General features: G+C 63.8%; 16 protein-coding genes and 1 tRNA gene. 15 read left to right on the forward strand and 2 right to left on the reverse strand.

The features are described 5' to 3' along the window. The first annotated feature begins 29 nt into the window (after window positions 1-29). The 4 genes from LHP98_RS08160 to LHP98_RS08175 all read left to right on the forward strand — a co-directional run bounded on the left by LHP98_RS08160 (window position 30) and on the right by LHP98_RS08175 (window position 5443). A complete protein-coding gene (locus LHP98_RS08160; RefSeq protein ID WP_227252018.1) occupies window positions 30-569 on the forward strand; it encodes a helix-turn-helix domain-containing protein in 540 nt (179 codons plus the stop codon). 204 nt (window positions 570-773) lie between these two features. Next, on the forward strand, window positions 774-1310 hold the full coding sequence (locus LHP98_RS08165) for a hypothetical protein (protein WP_227252019.1): 537 nt from the start codon (window positions 774-776) through the stop codon (window positions 1308-1310). A 647-nt stretch (window positions 1311-1957) separates the two neighbouring features. Then, window positions 1958-2959 (forward strand): AAA family ATPase, encoded by a 1002-nt coding sequence (locus tag LHP98_RS08170; protein ID WP_227252020.1) that lies wholly within the window; start codon window positions 1958-1960, stop codon window positions 2957-2959. 3 nt (window positions 2960-2962) lie between these two features. Then, window positions 2963-5443, forward strand: a complete 2481-nt coding sequence (locus tag LHP98_RS08175; protein ID WP_227252021.1) for a S8 family peptidase — start codon at window positions 2963-2965, stop codon at window positions 5441-5443. 149 nt (window positions 5444-5592) lie between these two features. Here the strand turns inward: LHP98_RS08175 and LHP98_RS08180 are convergent. Further along, a tRNA-Leu gene (locus LHP98_RS08180) sits at window positions 5593-5677 on the reverse strand. A 158-nt stretch (window positions 5678-5835) separates the two neighbouring features. On the opposite strand from LHP98_RS08180, the gene LHP98_RS08185 reads away from it, so the two are divergent. The 11 genes from LHP98_RS08185 to LHP98_RS08235 all read left to right on the forward strand — a co-directional run bounded on the left by LHP98_RS08185 (window position 5836) and on the right by LHP98_RS08235 (window position 18846). Next, window positions 5836-6822, forward strand: a complete 987-nt coding sequence (locus LHP98_RS08185; RefSeq protein WP_227252022.1) for a complex I NDUFA9 subunit family protein — start codon at window positions 5836-5838, stop codon at window positions 6820-6822. 283 nt (window positions 6823-7105) lie between these two features. After that, a complete protein-coding gene (locus LHP98_RS08190; RefSeq protein ID WP_227252023.1) occupies window positions 7106-7906 on the forward strand; it encodes an undecaprenyl-diphosphate phosphatase in 801 nt (266 codons plus the stop codon). Between the two features lie 161 nt (window positions 7907-8067). Then, the gene (locus tag LHP98_RS08195) at window positions 8068-9504 is read left to right on the forward strand and encodes an NAD(P)-dependent oxidoreductase (protein WP_227252024.1); all 1437 of its coding nucleotides are present in this window, start codon (window positions 8068-8070) and stop codon (window positions 9502-9504) included. A 117-nt stretch (window positions 9505-9621) separates the two neighbouring features. Beyond that, entirely contained in the window at window positions 9622-10329 is a 708-nt protein-coding gene (locus LHP98_RS08200; RefSeq protein WP_227252025.1) for a hypothetical protein, read from the forward strand. Beyond that, entirely contained in the window at window positions 10319-10765 is a 447-nt protein-coding gene (locus LHP98_RS08205; protein WP_227252026.1) for a GFA family protein, read from the forward strand. Before LHP98_RS08200 ends, LHP98_RS08205 begins: the two co-directional genes overlap by 11 nt. 12 nt (window positions 10766-10777) lie before the next feature. Then, a complete protein-coding gene (gene gltB, locus LHP98_RS08210; protein ID WP_227252027.1) occupies window positions 10778-15316 on the forward strand; it encodes a glutamate synthase large subunit in 4539 nt (1512 codons plus the stop codon). A 121-nt stretch (window positions 15317-15437) separates the two neighbouring features. Further along, entirely contained in the window at window positions 15438-15989 is a 552-nt protein-coding gene (locus tag LHP98_RS08215) for a DUF1269 domain-containing protein (RefSeq protein WP_227252028.1), read from the forward strand. A 57-nt stretch (window positions 15990-16046) separates the two neighbouring features. Beyond that, on the forward strand, window positions 16047-16805 hold the full coding sequence (mtgA, locus tag LHP98_RS08220) for a monofunctional biosynthetic peptidoglycan transglycosylase (protein WP_227252029.1): 759 nt from the start codon (window positions 16047-16049) through the stop codon (window positions 16803-16805). 70 nt (window positions 16806-16875) lie between these two features. Then, window positions 16876-17541, forward strand: coding sequence for a glutathione S-transferase family protein (locus LHP98_RS08225; RefSeq protein WP_227252030.1), 666 nt, complete (start codon window positions 16876-16878; stop codon window positions 17539-17541). A gap of 48 nt (window positions 17542-17589) precedes the next feature. Then, on the forward strand, window positions 17590-18645 hold the full coding sequence (gene queG / locus LHP98_RS08230) for a tRNA epoxyqueuosine(34) reductase QueG (RefSeq protein WP_227252031.1): 1056 nt from the start codon (window positions 17590-17592) through the stop codon (window positions 18643-18645). 33 nt (window positions 18646-18678) lie between these two features. After that, window positions 18679-18846 carry a hypothetical protein gene (locus tag LHP98_RS08235; protein WP_227252032.1) on the forward strand — a complete coding sequence of 56 codons (168 nt, stop codon included), beginning with the start codon at window positions 18679-18681 and terminating at the stop codon, window positions 18844-18846. 52 nt (window positions 18847-18898) lie between these two features. Here the strand turns inward: LHP98_RS08235 and LHP98_RS08240 are convergent, their stop codons facing one another. Further along, window positions 18899-19792, reverse strand: coding sequence for a GntR family transcriptional regulator (locus tag LHP98_RS08240; protein WP_227252033.1), 894 nt, complete (start codon window positions 19790-19792; stop codon window positions 18899-18901). Between the last annotated feature and the right edge of the window lie 90 nt (window positions 19793-19882).

The raw sequence follows: 19882 nt of genomic DNA on the forward strand, positions 1-19882 counted from the left end.
GAAGCCCACCTGTTGATCACTACACGCTGATGTTCCGGGCAACGATGCAATCCCCGGCATGGGCGGCCCTGTCATCTTCCGCCCAGGCCCTCTATCCTTTCATCAAGCTGGAGTGGCGCGGCCCGAAGTCCAACAACAACGGGCGCATTCGATTCAGCTATCGCCAGGCCGCTGAAGCGCTGGGAATTATGCCAAACACCGCCATGCGCGCTTTCCATGATCTTCAGGCTAAGGGCTTCCTTGTGGTGACTGAGTTGGGCGCTCTGGGCAGTGACGGGGATGCGCGCGGCCCATGCTATGAGGTAACCGAACTCAATATGCCGGAACGGCCAAAGGGTAGTGGCCGGGCGCTTTACCATCAGTGGCAAGAGGGTCGAGACTTCCCGGTACTTAAACACCACAAGAACAACCCGACAGGCCGGAACGGGCGCAGAATCCCGTCTTCAAAAGCGAGACGATCCCATCTTCAAAATGAAGAAGAAACGCCCGAACCCGCCCCGAACCCGGTGTTCGGCATCTTCAAAATGGCGACGTTCTCGCCCCAACCGCACATGCGACCGTATCTATAATGAAGACATCTTTATACGCCATCCATAGTGCTTTCAGACTGGTGATCGGCCTGGCTTCAGAGACGACTCTCTTTCCGCTTTTGGGAAAGGCGCTAGCGGCCCGCCCTAGAGGGATGAGTGACGAATACGGAGACCCCTCCCAGATACAGCGGAGGCCCCTGAGTGGCCCGCATATCGCGTCTGAGCGGCAATGAAAGGTTCGGCATGGGAAAGATAGAGAAATCCAAGGCGGACGATCTCGGCGTGAAGATCACCGGATCGGCACGGACGGGACACAAGATCGAGCTGGCCCAGAACAGCGCCCTGTGTCGGATATTTGGCACGTCTGACGAAATGCAGGCGAACGCCCTTCTGAGTCACTGCCTGAAGTCTCTGAAAGCGGACGAGGCCAGCGACGAGCACCCAGGCAATGACGAGCGGATATTCATGCTGTCCGTAATCCGTGATCTGGCCCCGCGTGATCCTATCGAGCGCATGCTCGCTGTGCAGATCGCAGCAACACACGTCGCAACGATCCGTTCGGCGCGATGGCTGGCGAACACTGACACGATTCCCCAGGTCCAAGCGCACTACACTGGATTCAACAAGCTAGCCCGGACGTTTGCGGCTCAAGTCGAAGCCCTAAGAAAGCATCGCTCAGGTGGGGAACAACGGGTGACGGTGCAGCACGTCAACGTCTCGGACGGCGGGCAAGCTATCGTCGGAAACGTCGGCACGGGGGGGAGGGGTGGCGATGGATAATGACGACAACCCCATGAGCAAGGCCCATGAGGCCCCCAGATGCGCGGCAACGTCCAAGCGGACGGGTGAACGGTGCAAGGGCCCTGCCGTCAGTGGCTGGCGCGTCTGTCGCTTTCACGGCGCTGGCGGCGGACATTCACCGGGCAAGGATCACCCGTCCTGGCGTCATGGCATGCGGGCGCAGGAATGGATCGCGGCTAGGGCAGAGATCAGCGAGCTGGTGCGAAAGGCCAGGGAAATCGAGCGCTTGCTTTTCGGTGGCGCAGAGTAAACCATGCCCGCCACAGCGCGAAGAGGTCGGAAATCGTCCCCGCCGCCGTGTGCATCGAATCCGTGAGCGTATGGGCTGGCTTGGGGCGTTCTGGAAGCGGTCAGGCGGGGACGCCCAAGGGCATGCATTGGCGCACCTAGTGGCGGATGTTGGATGCGATAGACGCGGCAGATGCGGCGGAGAACTTCGCGTTTAGTTAGTGGGTCTACCGGCGATTCCCAGGGATTTCTCCCGACAAGCTGCTAAGGTGAACCTGTCGAGCAGGTCGACATGTGGCGAGAAGTGCCACGGTGTGAGCTCGCCGCGACGGTAGGCCCGAAATGGCTTTCGGCACCGGGAGCACTTGTAGTAACGTCTCTCAAAATGGAGAGGCAGCGTGTCGAGCACTAAGCAAATTCTGGCGCTGCTACGAAGTCGTGTCGAAGGCGACGACGATACGTTCTACTCGATTGCCCTGCAGGTAGCCGCCTCTGAGGCACGTCAAGGACACAAGAGTACAGCCGAAGAAATCCGCGCAGAGATCGAGCGGGCCCGTGCCAAAAAGTCTCGGGGCGCATCAGTCGCCGTCGCATTCGGTGCGCCACGTGGCAACTTAGAGGGCCTGCTGGAGCTTCGTGAGCCGCGTTACAGGCTTAAAGATGTGGTTTTGGGTGAGCGCTTACAGCTTCGACTGAATGACGTTCTGCTTCAGCAGCGTAAGCGGGACTGGCTGCGCGAGCATGGAAAGGTTCCTAGCCGACGCCTGCTGTTTGTCGGTCCGCCCGGTTCAGGCAAAACAATGTCGGCAGAAGCATTCGCAGGCGAACTACACCTCCCCTTGTTCGTTATCCGTCTCGAAGGCCTGATTACCCGCTTTATGGGAGATACAGCAGCGAAGCTGCGACTGATCTTCGACGAAACAGCTAAGCGACGGGGCGTGTATCTTTTCGATGAATTCGATGCGGTGGGCGGTCACCGCACATCTTCAAACGATGTGGCGGAAATGCGCCGTGTGCTGAACTCTTTTCTCCAGTTTATGGAGGAAGATACGGCAACCGACAGCGTAATAATTTGTGCGACGAACCATCCCTCTCTTTTGGACCGAGCTCTGTTGCGCCGCTACGATCAAGTTCTTGAGTTTGATGTACCGACAGAGGAGCAAATCAAAGAAATTGTACTGATGAACCTTCGTCCTATGAAGGCACCGAGACTTGCATGGGGGAGGATTGTGGATTCTGCCACCGGCCTTAGCCAATCAGAATTGGCGCGTGCAGTCGATGACGCCGTAAAGAGCGCAATTCTTGCCGAGCGCCAAGCTGTATCGACAGATGATCTCCTGCTGCGTATTCGGGAAAGAAGTGAAATGCGTAGCGCATTTTTGAATGACGCGAAATCTTGAGGAATGGCGACACGTTTCTCTCTCCCACACATTGACATTTCGGCATTCGTCACCTCGACAGATTACGCTGGTCAGGGTGGTGGTGGGTCCAGCTCAACTCGCATAAGGCAAGCGCATGGGGCGCGTCTGCTGAATGAACTGAACGCGGCGCTGACAGCTTCCGATTTGGACCGCGTTCTAGATGATCGCCTGCCACCGCCAACGGGCACCTATATTGAAGTCGAGCTTCAACGGCGAACTAAACCGGATGGACTCGATTTGAAGACGAAGGGGATTAAGTCGACGGCAGTTCAGGACGTCCCTGAAGGCCGCTTAATTGCTCTCTATGTGCCTGACCATGCGCGTGTCGCTTTAACGGCCATTCTGAATGATTACCGTGCTGGTCCCCTTACTCCAGCTGGCAAGCCACCACAGTCGGCAAAAGTGGAGCCAATTGAAGCATTTCGTCGGGCGCGTTTGGAAACACTTTGGACCGATGATCCGGCTGCTCTGCCTGCTGATCCGCAGCACCAGATGTGGTGGGCAATTTGGACTGAGCGGAGCAATGAACAAGCTTTGGATAGCACATGTGAAAGGCTTGGCTTGCGTGCTGCGGCAGTTGATCGACGCCTGTACTTTCCTGAAGTCGCCGTCGTGCCGGTATGGGCAACTCGCGCCGCTATAGAACTGATGATGTTTGCAACAGGTGTGATTGGTGAATTGCGCCGTGCAACCGACAACCCCGTTTTCTTTATGGACGACGTTCGTGAGGCGCAGCACGATTGGTCAGATGACCTTGCTAGCCGCATCGAATGGCCTGGAACTGAGGTACCCGCGGTTTGCCTGCTCGACACAGGGGTAAATCGTGGACATGCACTTCTGGAGCCCGCGATTGGCCCGGACGACCTTCACACCTATGATTCCGATTGGGGTTCGGACGATCACGAGGGCCATGGTACCGCTATGGCAGGGATCGCCTTGCACGGTGATTTAGTAGCCCAGCTAGCAGACACCGAAGTTCGGATTCTGAGGCACCGCCTTGAATCTGTGAAACTCCTCCCGCCGCACGGAGCCGACGCGAGTAACCCTAACTCATACGGTCCGATAACTCAGGCCGCAGTGGCGATTGCAGAGATCGCGGCAGTTGAACGATTCCGCATTTATTGTATGGCGATAACGAACGACGGTGTCTCTGGTGCTCACCCCTCAACTTGGAGCGCAGCGATTGACCAAGCCGCTGCGGGGACAATGATCGGTGACGACGACGACGACGACGACGGCGCGCCGCGCCGTCTCTTCGTACTGTCAACTGGCAACACGGAGCCGGTTCTGCGCATGGCGGAATGGCTAGGCCAAGATGCTTATCCAGCAGAAGACCCATCACAAGCCTGGAACGCAGTTACCATCGGTGGATACACAGAGCTCTCGACGGTTACGGACGCGGGATATGAAGATTGGAGTCCATTGGCGGAAGTCGGAAGCCTTAGTCCACACAGCCGGACTTCTGTAGGCTGGTTGCCGGGGCGGTCCCCATTCAAACCGGAGCTGGTGCTAGAAGCTGGTAATCGTGCGGTCAGCCCTGGGCGCAACGACATTCTGACTGTTGATTCGCTTTGCCTACTTAGCACTGGCCGGGAAGTTGACAGGCTTCCCTTAGTGCCATTCGATGCGACTAGCGCTGCAACGGCGCAAGGAGCGCGAATTGCGGCACGTATCGCTGCGGACCATCCTGAATACTGGCCTGAGATGATCAGAGCTCTTATGGTTCATAGTGCTGAATACACGGATAAGATGCGTTCGGCTTTCAATGCTCAGCCGGGCTTGCGGGAACGTTATGCGCTGGTGCGCCGTTTCGGCTACGGTGTTCCCGATTTTGAGCGCGCGACTGCTTCGGCGCGTGATCAGGTTGCGCTCATTGCTCAATCCGAAATTCAGCCCTTTCGTTTGCAGGGGCAGCGAAAGTTCAACGAGTGTCATTATTACGAACTCCCGTTGCCGACAGAAATCCTTGAACAGTTGGGCAACGAACAGATCGACCTTAAGGTGACTCTGTCGTACTTCGTAGACCCGAACCCCGGGTTCTCAGCAAATGTTGACCCACAACGGTATCAGTCATTCGGCCTTCGGTTTGATCTTCGCCGAAAAGGTGAAACTATCGACGCCTTCAAGCGTCGTGTGAATGCTTCTGAGCGCGAGGACCCGCGCATCGGCGGCATGGCGCACGCAGACGATAGTCGTTGGCTGCTTGGCCCCGACAGCATCTCAGCGGGCTCTCTGCACTGTGATACGTGGAGCGGACCGGCGATTGATCTTCTGGGGCGAGATCGTCTGTGCATCAAGCCTGTTGGCGGTTGGTGGCGTGACCGGGCGAGGCCGAAAGTAGTCAATAGGAAGTCCCGCTATGCGCTGGTGGTCACGCTGAAGGCCCGGCGCGTGGATATCGACCTCCACACCCCGATCAGCATAGCGGTTCAACAGCCAGTCGAGATCGACGTTCCGTTGTAGGCAAAAGCTGTCAGCCACTAGTCGACCCCAAGACTTCCCGTCGGCTACAGGGGACTGAGCCAACGTGGCCGCAAAGGGGGACGCAAAGGGGGATTCCAAAAGAAAAAACCCCGCAACCACTTATGATTGCGGGTTTTTTTTGGCGTCTATGGTGCCCAGAAGAGGACTCGAACCTCCACGCCTTGCGGCACTGGTACCTGAAACCAGCGCGTCTACCAATTCCGCCATCTGGGCGATGTCGTGAGGGGCGATGTAAAGGCGAGGCGCGACAGTGTCAACAGGGGGTTGCGCGCCGAAAACGCAATTTTCCTCGCAGGCTTTTGCCTTGCTGGCCCCGGTCCGCGCCGCTATTGAAACGGGCAACGCTCGATGCCCTTGCGGGAGCCCTTCGCATGTCCAGACTGGTCACCATCTTTGGCGGTTCGGGATTTGTCGGCCGCTACATCGCGCGCCGGATGGCCAGGGAAGGCTGGCGCGTGCGGGTCGCCGTCCGCCGCCCGAACGAAGCACTTTTCGTCAAGTCCTATGGCACGCCGGGCCAGGTCGAGCCGGTGTTCTGCAACATCCGCGACGACGACAGCGTGCGCGCGGTAACGCAAGGCGCCGAGGCCGTGGTGAACTGCGTCGGCACCTTCGACAGGCGCGGCAACAACAGCTTTCACATGATCCATGTTCGCGCCCCGGCCCGCATCGCCCGTATCGCGGCCGAAGAAGGCGTGCAGCGGCTGGTCCATATCTCGGCCTTGGGCGCCGACGCGCGCAGCCCCTCGCTTTACGGCCAGTCCAAGGCCGCTGGCGAGGCCGCAGTGCGCGAGGCCTTTCCGCAGGCGGTGATCCTGCGCCCCTCGGTGATCTTCGGGCCCGAGGACAACTTCTTCAACCGCTTCGCCGAAATGGGCCGGACCTGGGCCTATATTCCGGTGGCCCGGTCCGAGACCCGGTTCCAGCCGGTGTATGTGGACGATGTGGCGCGGGCGGCGGTCAAGGGCGCGCTGGGCCAGGCAGAGCCTGGCATCTACGAACTGGGCGGGCCGGAGGTGGCCACGTTCCGCAACCTGCTGAAGAAGATGCTGGGGGTGATCCAGCGCCGGCGGGCGGTGATCAATATGCCGGGCTTCGTCATCTTTCCGGTGGCCCTGGCCTTCGACCTGATCGAGTTCTTCTCGGGCGGGGTGCTGCGCAACGGCATCATCACCCGCGACCAGTTGCGAAGCCTGCGGGTGCCGAACGTCGTCAGCCCCGGCGCCAAGGGCCTGGCAGAGCTGGGGATCGAACCGACGGCGATGGAGACGGTGCTGCCGGAATACCTGTGGCGGTATCGGCCTTCGGGGCAGTTCGCGGCCATCAAGGATTCGGCCAAGAACCTGAAGAAGATGTGATGCGGGGCGGCACGGTCGGGCTTGTGCTTGTCGCCGCGCCGATTGTGGCTCGGGACGCTGCGTCGTTCGGCCAGCCTGATGCGCTGTTCGCACAACGTTGCTTGATGCGCCTTTCCGGCAAGGATACGCCGCCGGGCCTGCGGCTGGACCGACCTGAAACCGCACTGAAGGCCGGCATGGATGGGCTGGTGGCCGTGGCGGCGCGGGCAAAAGGCGAAGACGCTCGGCTTGGTGCAGGCAGACGGAGCAGTCCGCGCGGACCGTTTCCGCGACCGGTGAGGATATGGACCAGACAGTGACCGCCGCTTTCCTGGGCCTTCTTGAGGGCCTGACCGAATTCATCCCGGTGTCTTCGACCGGACACCTGCTGCTGGCGGGGCACTTCCTGGGCTTCGAGTCGAAGGGAAAGACCTTCGAAGTGGTGATCCAGCTGGGCGCGATCCTGGCGCTTTTCTCGGTCTATGCGGCGAAGTTGACGCAGTTGTTTCTTGCGGCCCGGACCGAGGATTCGGCGCGGCGGGCCATCGTCTCGGTGCTGCTGGCCTTTCTGCCGGCGGTCGTGATCGGCCTTCTGGCGCATGGTTTCATCAAGAACGTGCTGTTCGAGACGCCGATGCTGATCGCCGTCCTGTTGATCCTGGGCGGCGTGGTCCTGCTGGTGATTGACCGGTTCGTGCCCCCGGTCCGCCATACCGACGCGCTGGCGCTGCCGTTCGGCAAGTCGCTGGCGATCGGCCTTTGCCAATGTCTGGCAATGGTGCCGGGTGTGTCGCGGTCGGGCGCGACCATCGTGGGCGCGCTGCTGATGGGCGTGGAAAAGCGCGCGGCGGCGGAATTCTCGTTTCTGCTCAGCCTGCCGACCATGGGGGCGGCGGTGGTCTATGACCTGCTCAAGAACCGCCACGTGCTGGATTTCGGCGAAGTCTGGCAGATCGCCATGGGCTTTGCGGTGGCCTTCGTGACCGCCGCCCTGGTTGTGCGCTGGGTGCTGGGGTACGTCGGCCGCAACGGCTATGCCGTGTTCGGCTGGTGGCGAATCATCGTCGGAACCGCTGCGCTGGGGGCTCTTCTGGCAGGGTTCTAGATCGGTCTGGAAACCAATCTGACCTAATTTCCTGCGACATAGGCGCCAATCCGGCCAAAGCTGGCGAATTTCCTTAAATTAGGTCAGTATGAGTGACTTTTCTTTCGAAAGCCTTGGCAGTAGGAAGGCGCGCCCGGAAGTCTTGCAGGGAAGGCGGCGCCATGGCCACGCAGAAGATGTTGAAATTCGTGACGCTTGGGAAGGAAACGCCCGAGAAGCGCGACGCATCCTTGCGCACCCGGGATTTCGACGAGATCTACCGCGAGTTCGCCGCCCAGAAGGCCGCCGAGCAGGCCAGCCGCTGCAGCCAGTGCGGCGTGCCCTATTGCCAGTCGCATTGCCCGCTGCACAACAACATTCCCGACTGGCTGCGCCTCACCGCCGAGGGCCGGCTGCAAGAGGCCTACGAGCTGAGCCAGGCCACCAACACCTTCCCGGAAATCTGCGGCCGCATCTGCCCGCAGGACCGCCTGTGCGAAGGCAACTGCGTCATCGAGCAGTCGGGCCACGGCACCGTCACCATCGGCGCGGTCGAGAAATACCTCACCGACACCGCCTGGGAGGAAGGCTGGGTCAAGCCGATCCGGCCGGCGATGGAACGCCCCGAAAGCGTGGGCATCATCGGCGCCGGACCGGGCGGCCTGGCCGCGGCCGACGTGCTGCGCCGGGCGGGCGTGCAGGTCACGGTCTATGACCGCTATGACCGCGCGGGGGGCCTGCTGACCTATGGCATTCCCGGCTTCAAGCTGGAAAAGCATATCGTGATGCAGCGCGTCACCCAGTTGCAGGAGGCCGGGGTGACCTTCGTGCTGAATTGCAGCGTCGGCACCGACCTGACCTTCGACGCCATCCGCGGTCAGCATGATGCTGTGGTCATCGCCACCGGCGTCTACAGGTCGCGCGACATCGAATGCCCCGGATCGGGCGCGCGCGGTATCGTCAAGGCGCTGGACTACCTGACTGCCAGCAACCGCAAGAGCTTTGGCGACGAGGTGCCGGCCTTTGACAGCGGAGACCTGAACGCGATGGGCAAGCGCGTGGTGGTGATCGGCGGTGGCGACACCGCGATGGACTGCGTCCGCACCGCCATCCGCCAGGGCGCGCTGAGCGTGAAGTGCCTTTACCGGCGCGATCGGGCCAATATGCCCGGTTCGCAGCGCGAGGTGCAGAATGCCGAGGAGGAAGGCGTGGACTTCGTCTGGCTGACCGCCCCGCGCGGGTTCACCGGCGGCACCGAGGTCGAGGGCGTCATCGTCCAGAAAATGCGGCTGGGCGCGCCCGACAGCAGCGGCCGCCAGTCGCCCGAGGTGATCGAGGGCGCGGACTACGTCGAGCCTGCCGACCTGGTGGTGCAGGCGCTGGGCTTCGAGCCAGAGGAAATTCCCGCCCTCTGGGGGGTCAGGGACCTGGCGACCACCCGCTGGGGGACCATCAAGGCGGATTTCCGCAGCCACGCGACCAACCTGCCCGGCGTCTATGCCGTGGGCGACATCGTGCGCGGGGCAAGCCTGGTGGTCTGGGCCATCCGCGACGGGCGAGAAGCTGCCGAGGCGATCCTGACCTACCTGGCGCAGCCGGCCCAGGCCGCTGCGGAATGATGTAGGAATGACAAATCGCCCGCGTAAGGCGGACGTATGGCAATCCGCCGTACCTGCGCCGACACGGGAAAACCCCAAGGTCAGCACGTTTGACGTAGTTCGAAAGGGAGGCCCGCCATGACGAAGACAATCGCTTTCGCCCTTCTGGCGGCCGTGATGGCGGCGCCGGCGCTGGCTGGCAGCTGGACCCCGCCGGAAGGCTGCGAGCTGTTCATGACCGTGCAGTCCAAGGCCTGCCGGGTTTCCAACCACTACCGTTGCGCGGGCGATCCGGCCGGCGACCAGTGGCGTGCCGACTTCGACCAGGAGGGGATGTATTTCCAGTCGCACATCAACAGCGAAGCAGAATGGGTTGAGAGCTTCGACCTCAACCCGACCGTCCGGCAAGTGCTTGATCCGGGCGCGGAAGACCCGGCCAGCTTCAGCGAGTTGCTGGCGACCGGCGTGGACACCTACGCCTTCGGCCTGACCCGCGACGACGGCACGCATTCCAACGTGACCGGGGCAGACCGGCTCACCGGCAAGACCGTGGTGATCGACGGCCAGACCCTTGAGCAGACCGAGTTCGACTATACCGAGACGGACGATTTCGGGAACGTGCTGCGCCGGTCGCGCGGCAACGAGTATATCAGCCGTGACATGCGGTTGTTCTTCGCCGGGCCCGGCGAGACAGACCTTGGCGACGGCCAGTGGCTGCCCAGCGACGGCCGGCCGATGGACTTTGCCTTTCCCGGAGACAAGGGGTTCGGTGCGACGCAGCCGATCTTCGACTGCGACGCGGTGCTGTCGCTGACCTGGCCGCAGGAGGGCGATCGTGTCTTCTGACATCCGCGCCGGCGGCTGTCTTTGCGGCGCCGTGCGCTTTGCCGCGCGACTGTCGGGCACGAATTTCGGCGCCTGCCACTGCGAGATGTGCCGGCGCTGGACCGGTTCGGCGCTGCTGGGCATCACGGTGCCGGAAGGCAACGTCAACTGGGTCGGGGCCGACAGCATCGCCACCCGCCAGACCAGCGCCTGGGCGATGCGCGCCTGGTGCCGCGACTGTGGCTCGGGCGTCTATTTCCGCGTTACGGCCGAGGGACCCTATGCAGACGCCTATGAGATTCCCATCGGCCTGTTCGACGATCCGAACGGCCTCAACATGACGAATGAAATCTGGATCGACCACAAGCCCGACAGTTTCTCTTATGCGGGCGAAGATCGGAACGTGATGACCCGGGCGGACTGCGTTGCGAAGTTCCCCGTTCTGGCCAGCGAATGAAAGGACAAATCCATGATGAAGCATGACGAAGCCTGGGTCCGGGCCGAAGAGGAAAAGCGTGCCTGGCTGGACGCGAACGGGCTTTACAGGACCGAGGACGAGCATTCGTCCTGCGGCGTGGGTCTGGTGGTTTCGCTGTCGGGCACGCCGTCGCGCAAGGTGGTCGAAAACGGCATCATGGCGCTGAAGGCGGTCTGGCACCGCGGCGCGGTGGACGCCGATGGCAAGACCGGTGACGGTGCCGGCATCCATGTGCAAATCCCGGTGCGGCTCTTCTACGACGTGATCCGCCGCACCGGGCATGAGCCCGACATGAAGAAGCTGATCGCCGTGGGCCAGGTGTTCCTGCCGCGCACGGACTTTGGCGCGCAGGAACGCTGCCGGACCATCGTCGAGACGGAAGTCCTGCGGATGGGGCATTACATCTATGGCTGGCGGCATGTGCCGGTGGACATCTCGGTTTTGGGCGAGAAGGCCAATGCGACGCGGCCCGAGATCGAGCAGATCCTGATCCGCTGCGAGAAGGACATCGGACAAGAGCAGTTCGAGCGCGAGCTGTACATCATCCGGCGGCGGATCGAGAAGGCGGCAACGGCGGCGGGCATCCAGGGGATGTACCTGTGTAGCCTGTCGTGCCGCAGCATCATCTACAAGGGGATGATGCTGGCCGAGCAGGTGAGCACCTTCTATCCGGACCTTGAGGATGAGCGGTTCGAGAGCGCCTTCGCGATCTATCACCAGCGCTATTCCACCAACACCTTCCCGCAGTGGTGGCTGGCGCAGCCGTTCCGCATGCTGGCCCATAACGGCGAGATCAACACGCTGAAGGGCAACGTCAACTGGATGAAGAGCCACGAGATTCGGATGGCGTCATCGGCGTTCGGCGATGCGGCCGAGGATATCAAGCCGATCATCCCTTCGGGCACCAGCGACAGCGGCGCGCTGGACGCGGTGTTCGAGGTGCTGGTTCGGTCGGGGCGGTCGGCGCCGATGGCCAAGACCATGCTGGTGCCGGAAGCCTGGTCGAAGGCCACCACCAACATGCCCAAGGCCTGGGCCGACATGTATTCCTACTGCAATTCTGTGATCGAGCCCTGGGATGGCCCGGCCGCGCTGGCAATGACCGATGGCCGCTGGGTCTGCGGCGGGCTTGACCGCAACGGGTTGCGCCCGATGCGCTATGTGGTCACTGGCGACGGGATGCTGATTGCCGGGTCTGAGGCCGGGATGGTGCCGGTGGACGAGACCACGGTGATCGAAAAGGGCGCGCTGGGCCCGGGGCAGATGATCGCGGTCGATATGGCCGAAGGCAAGCTGTACCACGACACCGAGATCAAGGACCGGCTGGCCGGCCTCATGCCCTATGGCGAATGGGTGGGCAAGATCGTCGATCTGAACGCCGCCCTGCGTGATGTGCCCGAGAAGGTGTCCTACACCGGCGCCGAGCTGCGCAAGCGGCAGATCGCGGCGGGCTTCACCATCGAAGACCTTGAGACGATCCTGGCGCCGATGGCCGAGGACGGCAAGGAAGTGCTGGCCTCGATGGGCGACGACACGCCACCGGCGGTCTTGTCCAAGGTCTATCGGCCGCTGAGCCACTACTTCCGGCAGAACTTCAGCCAGGTGACCAACCCGCCCATCGACAGCCTGCGCGAAGGCCGGGTGATGAGCCTGAAGACCCGCTTTGGCAACCTGCGCAACGTGCTGGACGAGAAATACAGCCAGAGCGAGATTCTGGTGCTGGAAAGCCCGTTCATCGCCAATGCCGAATTCGACGTGCTGGTGCAGCGGTTCGGGGCACAGGTGGCGTTCATCGACTGCACCTTCCCGGTCGGCCCCAGCCATGACGACCTGGCAAAGGCGCTGGAGCGTATCCGCACCGAGGCGGAAGATGCCGTCCGGTCGGGCGCGGGCCAACTGGTGCTGACGGATGAGCATCAGGGGCCGGACAAGGTGGGAATGCCGATGATCCTGGCCACCAGCGCGGTGCATTCCTGGCTGACGCGCAAGGGGCTGCGGACGTTCTGTTCCATCAACGTGCGGTCGGCGGAATGCATCGACGCGCATTACTTTGCGGTGCTGATCGGGTCGGGGGCGACCACGGTCAACGCCTATCTGGCGCAGGATTCGATTGCCGACCGGATTGCGCGCGGCTTGCTGGATGGCAGCCTTGAAGACGCCATGCGCCGCTATCGCGAGGCGATCGACGCCGGGCTGTTGAAGATCATGTCGAAGATGGGAATCTCGGTTGTGTCGTCCTACCGCGGCGGGCTGAACTTCGAGGCGGTGGGTCTGAGCCGCGCCATGGTGGCCGAGTATTTCCCGGGAATGCAGAGCCGCATTTCCGGCATCGGCCTGCATGGGGTTGAGGCCAAGCTGGAAGAGGTCCACGCCAAGGGCTGGCGCGGCGGGCAGGACGTGCTGCCGATCGGCGGCTTCTACAAGGCGCGGCGGTCGGGCGAAAAGCACGCCTGGGAAGCCCAGACGATGCATATGCTGCAAACGGCCTGCGAGAAGGCCAGCTTCGACATGTGGAAGCAGTTCACCGCGGCGATGCGGGCGTACCCGCCGATTCACCTGCGCGACCTTCTGGACATCAAGGCGCTGGGCAAGCCGGTTCCCATTGAAGAAGTCGAGTCGATCACCAGTATCCGCAAGCGCTTTGTCACGCCGGGGATGAGCCTTGGCGCCCTGTCCCCCGAGGCGCACAAGACGCTGAACGTGGCGATGAACCGCATCGGCGCCAAGAGCGACAGCGGCGAGGGCGGCGAAGACCCGGCGCATTTCGTGCCGGAACCGAACGGCGACAACCCTTCGGCCAAGATCAAGCAGGTCGCCAGTGGTCGGTTCGGCGTGACGGCGGAATACCTGAACGCCTGCGAAGAGCTTGAGATCAAGGTCGCCCAAGGGGCGAAGCCCGGCGAAGGCGGGCAGTTGCCGGGGATGAAGGTCACGGCGCTGATCGCGCGGTTGCGGCATTCCACGCCGGGGGTGACGCTGATCTCGCCCCCGCCGCACCATGACATCTATTCCATCGAAGACCTGGCGCAGCTGATCTATGACCTCAAGCAGATCAACCCGCGGGCCAAGGTGACGGTCAAGCTGGTGGCGGCCTCCGGCGTGGGCACCATCGCGGCGGGGGTGGCCAAGGCCAAGGCCGACGTGATCCTGATCTCGGGGCACAACGGCGGCACCGGGGCCAGCCCCGCGACCAGCATCAAGTTCGCCGGTCTGCCCTGGGAAATGGGCCTGACCGAGGCGCATCAGGTGCTGGCGATGAACAACCTGCGCGAGCGGGTGACGCTGCGCACCGACGGCGGCCTGCGCACCGGCCGCGACATCGTCATGGCGGCCATGATGGGGGCCGAGGAATACGGCATCGGCACCGCGGCGCTGATCGCCATGGGCTGCATCATGGTGCGCCAGTGCCAGTCGAACACCTGCCCGGTGGGCGTCTGCACCCAGAACGAGGCGCTGCGGGCCAAGTTCAGCGGGTCGGCGGACAAGGTGGTGAACCTGATCACCTTCTACGCGCAAGAGGTGCGCGAGATCCTGGCGCAGATCGGCGCGCGGTCGATGGACGAGATCATCGGCCGGGCCGACCTCTTGACCCAGGTCAGCCGCGGCCATGCCGACCTGGACGATCTGGACCTGAACCCCTTGCTGATCAGCGTCGATGGCAGCAACCGGATCACCTATGACCGGTCGAAGCCGCGCAATGCGGTGCCCGACACGCTGGACGCCGAGATCATCAAGGACGGCCACCGCTTCTTTGAAGACGGCGAGAAGATGCAGCTTTCCTATGCGGTGCGAAACACGCATCGGACCATCGGAACGCGGGCCTCCAGCCACATCGTCAAGAAGTTCGGCATGAAGAACAGCCTTCAGCCGGATCATCTGACGGTCAAGCTGACCGGGTCTTGCGGGCAAAGTCTGGGCGCCTTCGGCGTGCGGGGCCTGAAGCTTGAAGTGATGGGCGACGCCAACGACTATGTCGGCAAGGGGTTGTCGGGCGGCACCATCTCGGTCCGGCCGCTGATGTCGTCGCCGCTGACGGCCTGCGACAATACCATCGTCGGCAACACGGTGCTGTATGGCGCGACCGATGGTTTCCTGTTCGCGGCGGGCCGCGCGGGGGAACGGTTTGCGGTGCGCAACAGCGGCGCGAAGGTGGTGGTCGAGGGCTGCGGGTCGAACGGCTGCGAATACATGACCGGCGGCGTGGCGGTGATCTTGGGCCGGATCGGCGCCAACTTCGGCGCCGGGATGACCGGGGGCATGGCCTATGTCTACGACCCCAAGGGCGTGGCCGAAGACTTCATGAACCTAGAATCGATCCTGACCTGCGCCCTGGGCCACCCGCATTGGGAGGCGCAGCTGAAGGGTCTGGTCGAGCGGCACGCGGCGGAAACAGGCTCTAAACTGGCCCAAAGGCTGCTGGCCGAGTGGGAGAGCGAGAAGCGCAACTTCCTGCAGGTCTGCCCGAAAGAGATGGTGCCGCTGTTGGCGCACCCCTTGTCGGACGAGCCGGTGAAGGTGCCGGCGGAATAAGGTGAAGGCCCCCCGCGCGGGGGCCCTTCATCTTCTGGCGGGCGAGGGAACCGGCGTCACATCCTTGCGTTAGGGAATGCAGAGCGCCGGGCGTAGGGCCGCGGTGCGCAGGAGGATTGCCATGTCGGACCTTGTGATCGTCGCCTTTTCCGATGAAGCCACCGCCTTCGAGGCCCGCGCCGAACTGGTGCGGTTGCAGAAGGACTATCTGGTCGAGATGGAGGATGCGGTCGTGGTCACCCGCAACGAGGCGGGCGAGGTCAAGCTGCACCAGGCGGTGAACATGACCGCGGCGGGCGCCGTGGGCGGCGGCATGTGGGGCATGCTGATCGGCCTTCTGTTCCTGAACCCGCTTTTGGGGGCGGCGGCCGGGGCTGGTGCCGGTGCCCTGTCGGGCGCGCTGGTGGACGTGGGCATCAACGACGATTTCCTCAAGGATGTGGGCAAGTCGCTGGACAAGGGCCAGTCGGCGGTGGCGGTTCTGATCCGCAAGATGACGGCGGACAAGCTGCTGGCCCGGCTGGACAAGTTCCGCGCGAAGGGGCGGGTCATCCAGACCTCGCTGACCGACGAGATGGAGGCCAAGCTGAAGGCGGTGCTGGAAAAGGCCGAAAGCCTGGGCGCGGCCGATCCGCAACTGGGCGGCAATACGCGGGCCAAGGCTGGCGCGTGACTTTGGCGCGGCCCCGCGGGCTTGACCCCGGCGCGGGCTTGGGGCCTAAGGTCGCGCATGGTCGAGACCGCAGCGAAAAAGCCCAGGGCCAGGAAGGCGAAGACGGGGGATGCCCCCGACGCCGAGGCCGCGCCTGTGCCCGAGAAGGGCTGGCGCAAGGGGCTGCGCTGGGCGGGGCGAATCGCGGCGGGCATCGCAGCTTTCTACGCGGTTCTGATCCTGACCTTTGCGATGGTGCCGCCGCCGATCAACTTGTACCAGATGGGCGAGCGGTTCCGGCTGGGCGGGATCGAGAAGGACTGGGTCGGCTGGGACGAGATCGCGCCGGTGATGGCGCGGTCGGTCGTGGCGGCAGAGGATGCGAATTTCTGCCTGCACTGGGGCTTTGACATGGCCGCCATCCGCGAGGCGATCGAAGAGGGCGGCAATCGCGGCGCCTCGACCATCAGCCAGCAGCTGGTGAAGAATGTCTATCTCTGGCACGGCCGGAATTACCTGCGCAAGGCGATGGAAGCGGCGCTGACCCCGGCGGTCGAGCTGGTCTGGACCAAGCGGCGCATCCTGCACGTGTACCTGAACGTGGTCGAATTCGACGAGGGCGTGTTCGGTGTGCAGGCGGCGGCACAACATTACTTTGGCGTCGATGCCAGGGACCTGACCGCGCTGCAGGCGGCGCGTCTGGCCGCGGTGCTGCCCGACCCGAAGACGCGCGATGCCGCCAAGCCCGGCCCGGTGGTCAAGCGGCGCACGCGGTCGATCATGTCGGGGGCAGAGACCATTGCTGCCGACGGCAGATCCGCTTGTTTCGAGGGCTGACCCCGCGCGGGGATTGAAACAGCCCCGCGGGCGCGGCTAGGAAAGAGGGAACACCCCGGGAAAGCCGCGCATGATCCGTCTGTACCACGTTCCATTGTCGCCGTTCTGCCGCAAGGTCCGGCTGACCTTGGCCGAAAAGAAGATCGAGGTGGAATTGGTCGAGGAGCGCTATTGGGAGCCCTCGCCCGATTTCCTGCGCCGCAACCCGGCGGGCAAGGTGCCGGTACTGCGGATGGAGAGCCGGACCTTCAGCGAAAGCCAGGCGATCTGCGAATATCTGGAAGAGACGGTGCCCAGCCCCGCTCTGATGCCGCGCGACCCGGATGCGCGCTATGAGGTGCGACGGTTGTGCGCCTGGTTCGACGACAAGTTCCACGCCGAGGTGACATCGAAGCTGCTGTATGAGCGGGTGAACAAGAAGATCACCGGCCAAGGCTATCCGGATTCGAAGAATGTCAAGGCCGGGGCGAGCCGGATCAAGTATCATCTAGACTATCTGGCCTGGCTTCTGGACCAGCGGCGCTGGCTCGCCGGGAACGAGATGACTCTGGCCGATTTCACCGCGGCGGCGCATCTGTCGAGCCTGGACTACATCAGCGATGTGGACTGGAACCGGCATGCGGTGGTGAAGGACTGGTATGCCAAGATCAAGTCGCGGCCGAGTTTCCGGCCCTTGCTGGCCGACCAGGTGCCGGGGTTTCCGCCGCCGGCGCATTATGCCGACCTGGATTTCTGATCCCGGCCCCCGGGGCGCTGCCCCGGCCCCCGGGGTATTTGGGCCAAGATGAAGCAGCGTTTGCGAGAGCAGGCCCTGGCGGAGGGGTTCTCGGCCATGGGGGTTTGTCGTCCTGACGCGGTGCCCGGGGCGGCGGGGCGGCTGCGTGACTTCCTGGCGGCGGGGCGGCACGGGCAGATGGGCTGGATGGAGGCGCGCGAGGGCTGGCGAGGGTCGCCCGCGGCGCTGTGGCCCGGGGCGCGGTCGGTGGTGATGCTGGCCGAGGCCTACACGCCGGAGGGCGACCCTTTGGCGGGGTTGGCACAACCCGATCGGGGGGTGGTGAGTTGTTATGCCCAGGGGAAGGATTACCACGACCTGGTGAAGCGGCGGCTCAAGCGGCTGGGGCGCTGGCTGGTGGCCGAGACCGGCGCAGAGATCAAGGTGTTTGTCGATACCGCTCCGGTGATGGAGAAGCCGCTGGCACAGGCGGCGGGGCTGGGGTGGCAGGGCAAGCATACCAATCTGCTGGGCAAGGGCCTTGGGAACTGGGTCTTCCTGGGGGCGATCTTCACCACGCTGGAGCTGGAGCCCGATGCGCCCGAGGTCAGCCATTGCGGTAGTTGCACCGCCTGTCTGGACATCTGCCCGACGGCGGCCTTTCCGGCGCCCTACCAGCTGGATGCCCGGCGCTGCATTTCCTATCTGACGATCGAGCATGCGGGGCCGGTGGACGAGGGCCTGCGGGGTCTGATGGGCAACCGCATCTATGGCTGCGACGACTGCCTGGCGGTCTGCCCGTGGAACAAGTTCGCGGTGGCGGCGCGCGAGATCGGCTATGCCCCGCGCATCGGCCTGCCGGATCTGGCCGATCTGGCGGGGCTGGACGATGCGGCGTTCCGGGCACGGTTTGCCGGGTCTCCGGTCAAGCGGATCGGGCGTAACCGGCTGGTGCGCAACGTGCTTTATGCCATCGGGAACTCGGGCCGGGCGACGCTGGCGCCGGTGGCGGCAGTGCTGCTGGGGGATTCCGACCCGGTGGTGGCAGAGGCGGCACGCTGGGCCGTGGGCCGGCTTTCGCAACTGCAGGATGACGGGGTGGGGCCAAGCGGCGAATCGTGCTAGGGTCTGCCTCCCGTAGCCTTAGGAGGACACCCAATGTCGAAGCATCTGGCAGACCATCGCAAGGCCACGACCGGCGAGCGGGTGAAGCATTTCCTGCGGCTGGCGCGGACGGCCCGCGAAACCTGGCGGCGGCCGCGCGGCGAGGCCGGCAAATCGCGGCTGATGCAGTTCCTGCGGATCGAGCGCGGCCGGACGGGCTGAAGCCTCGGCCGGGACCTGATCGGCAAGCCACCGCCCGCAGTGCTGGTGCGGCCTAGACCGGCAGAGTGTCGGGCAGGGCGGTTGGGGCCTTGATCGGCCCCAGGGCCGCAAGGTGGCGTTGCATCTCGTCAGCGGCGTCGGCGGTGCGCCCGGCCAACACCAGTTCCAGGATGCGGACATGCTCGGCGCAGCGCAGGCGGGCCTGTTCGCGGTCGACCGTCAGGCGGTATTCGATCAGCCGCCGCAGCCGGTTCACCCGGCGCAACGCATCGATGAAGAAGGCGTTGCCGCTGCACTGTGCAATCGCCTCGTGCAGGTCGCTGTTGATCTGGAACAGCTGAACGGCCGAGATCGCCAGCACCTCGCCGGCGACAAGGCGGCGCTGCTGGTCGAGGTGGCGTGTCAGGTCCGGCACATTGGCGCGGAAGCCGGGATCGCGCAGGGCGGCCGGTTCGATGGCCTGCCGGAACGTGTAGCTTTGCCGGTAGGTTTCCATCGAGGTCAGCACCGGAAGGAAACGCCAGCCGTTGCCGGGCAGCCGTTCGACCCAGCCTTCCTTGGACATCCGGCGCAGCAGCGCCTGCAGCCGTGGCCGGGTGATGCCGTACAGGCGCAGAAGCGCGTTCTCGCTGATCCGGTCGGGCACCTGCCCGGCCAGCCGGTCGCGGGCGATGGCAAGGTAGACCGCTTCATCCTCGTCCGGTTCCGTCGGGGCAACGGCCAGCGCCGCTGCGGCGGCCGGGTCGGCCAGGCGATAGCCGTCGCGGTCGGCCGGGCGCAGCACGCCGGCGCGTTCCAGGTCGCGCAAGGCACCGCGGACCGGCGAGCGCGAGACATCGAAGCGGGCGGCGAGGCTGCGTTCGGTCAGCGCGTCGCCTTCGGCGAGGCCCTCGGCCTGGATCAGGCGGGCGATCTGCTGGGCAAGGCTGCTGGCGATGGCTGACACCGGAGGGACCTTCGACCGGACGACAGGGCCTTGTCGCATATCCGCGGCGTCCTGCCAAGCTGGTGGTTCTTTGCGCTTGCAAAAGCCCGG

Source organism: Rhodobacter sp. Har01 (assembly GCF_020564565.1).
GTDB lineage: Bacteria > Pseudomonadota > Alphaproteobacteria > Rhodobacterales > Rhodobacteraceae > Pseudogemmobacter.

Bases quoted from the DNA above. Each gene is read 5' to 3' on its own strand.
- LHP98_RS08175 (WP_227252021.1), top strand. From the start codon at position 2,963: ATGGCGACACGTTTCTCTCTCCCACACATTGACATTTCGGCATTCGTC.
- LHP98_RS08225 (WP_227252030.1), top strand. From the start codon at position 16,876: ATGATCCGTCTGTACCACGTTCCATTGTCGCCGTTCTGCCGCAAGGTC.
- queG (WP_227252031.1), top strand. From the start codon at position 17,590: ATGAAGCAGCGTTTGCGAGAGCAGGCCCTGGCGGAGGGGTTCTCGGCC.
- LHP98_RS08160 (WP_227252018.1), top strand. From the start codon at position 30: ATGTTCCGGGCAACGATGCAATCCCCGGCATGGGCGGCCCTGTCATCT.
- LHP98_RS08235 (WP_227252032.1), top strand. From the start codon at position 18,679: ATGTCGAAGCATCTGGCAGACCATCGCAAGGCCACGACCGGCGAGCGG.
- LHP98_RS08215 (WP_227252028.1), top strand. From the start codon at position 15,438: ATGTCGGACCTTGTGATCGTCGCCTTTTCCGATGAAGCCACCGCCTTC.
- LHP98_RS08200 (WP_227252025.1), top strand. From the start codon at position 9,622: ATGACGAAGACAATCGCTTTCGCCCTTCTGGCGGCCGTGATGGCGGCG.
- LHP98_RS08165 (WP_227252019.1), top strand. From the start codon at position 774: ATGGGAAAGATAGAGAAATCCAAGGCGGACGATCTCGGCGTGAAGATC.
- LHP98_RS08185 (WP_227252022.1), top strand. From the start codon at position 5,836: ATGTCCAGACTGGTCACCATCTTTGGCGGTTCGGGATTTGTCGGCCGC.
- LHP98_RS08195 (WP_227252024.1), top strand. From the start codon at position 8,068: ATGGCCACGCAGAAGATGTTGAAATTCGTGACGCTTGGGAAGGAAACG.
- gltB (WP_227252027.1), top strand. From the start codon at position 10,778: ATGATGAAGCATGACGAAGCCTGGGTCCGGGCCGAAGAGGAAAAGCGT.
- mtgA (WP_227252029.1), top strand. From the start codon at position 16,047: ATGGTCGAGACCGCAGCGAAAAAGCCCAGGGCCAGGAAGGCGAAGACG.
- LHP98_RS08190 (WP_227252023.1), top strand. From the start codon at position 7,106: ATGGACCAGACAGTGACCGCCGCTTTCCTGGGCCTTCTTGAGGGCCTG.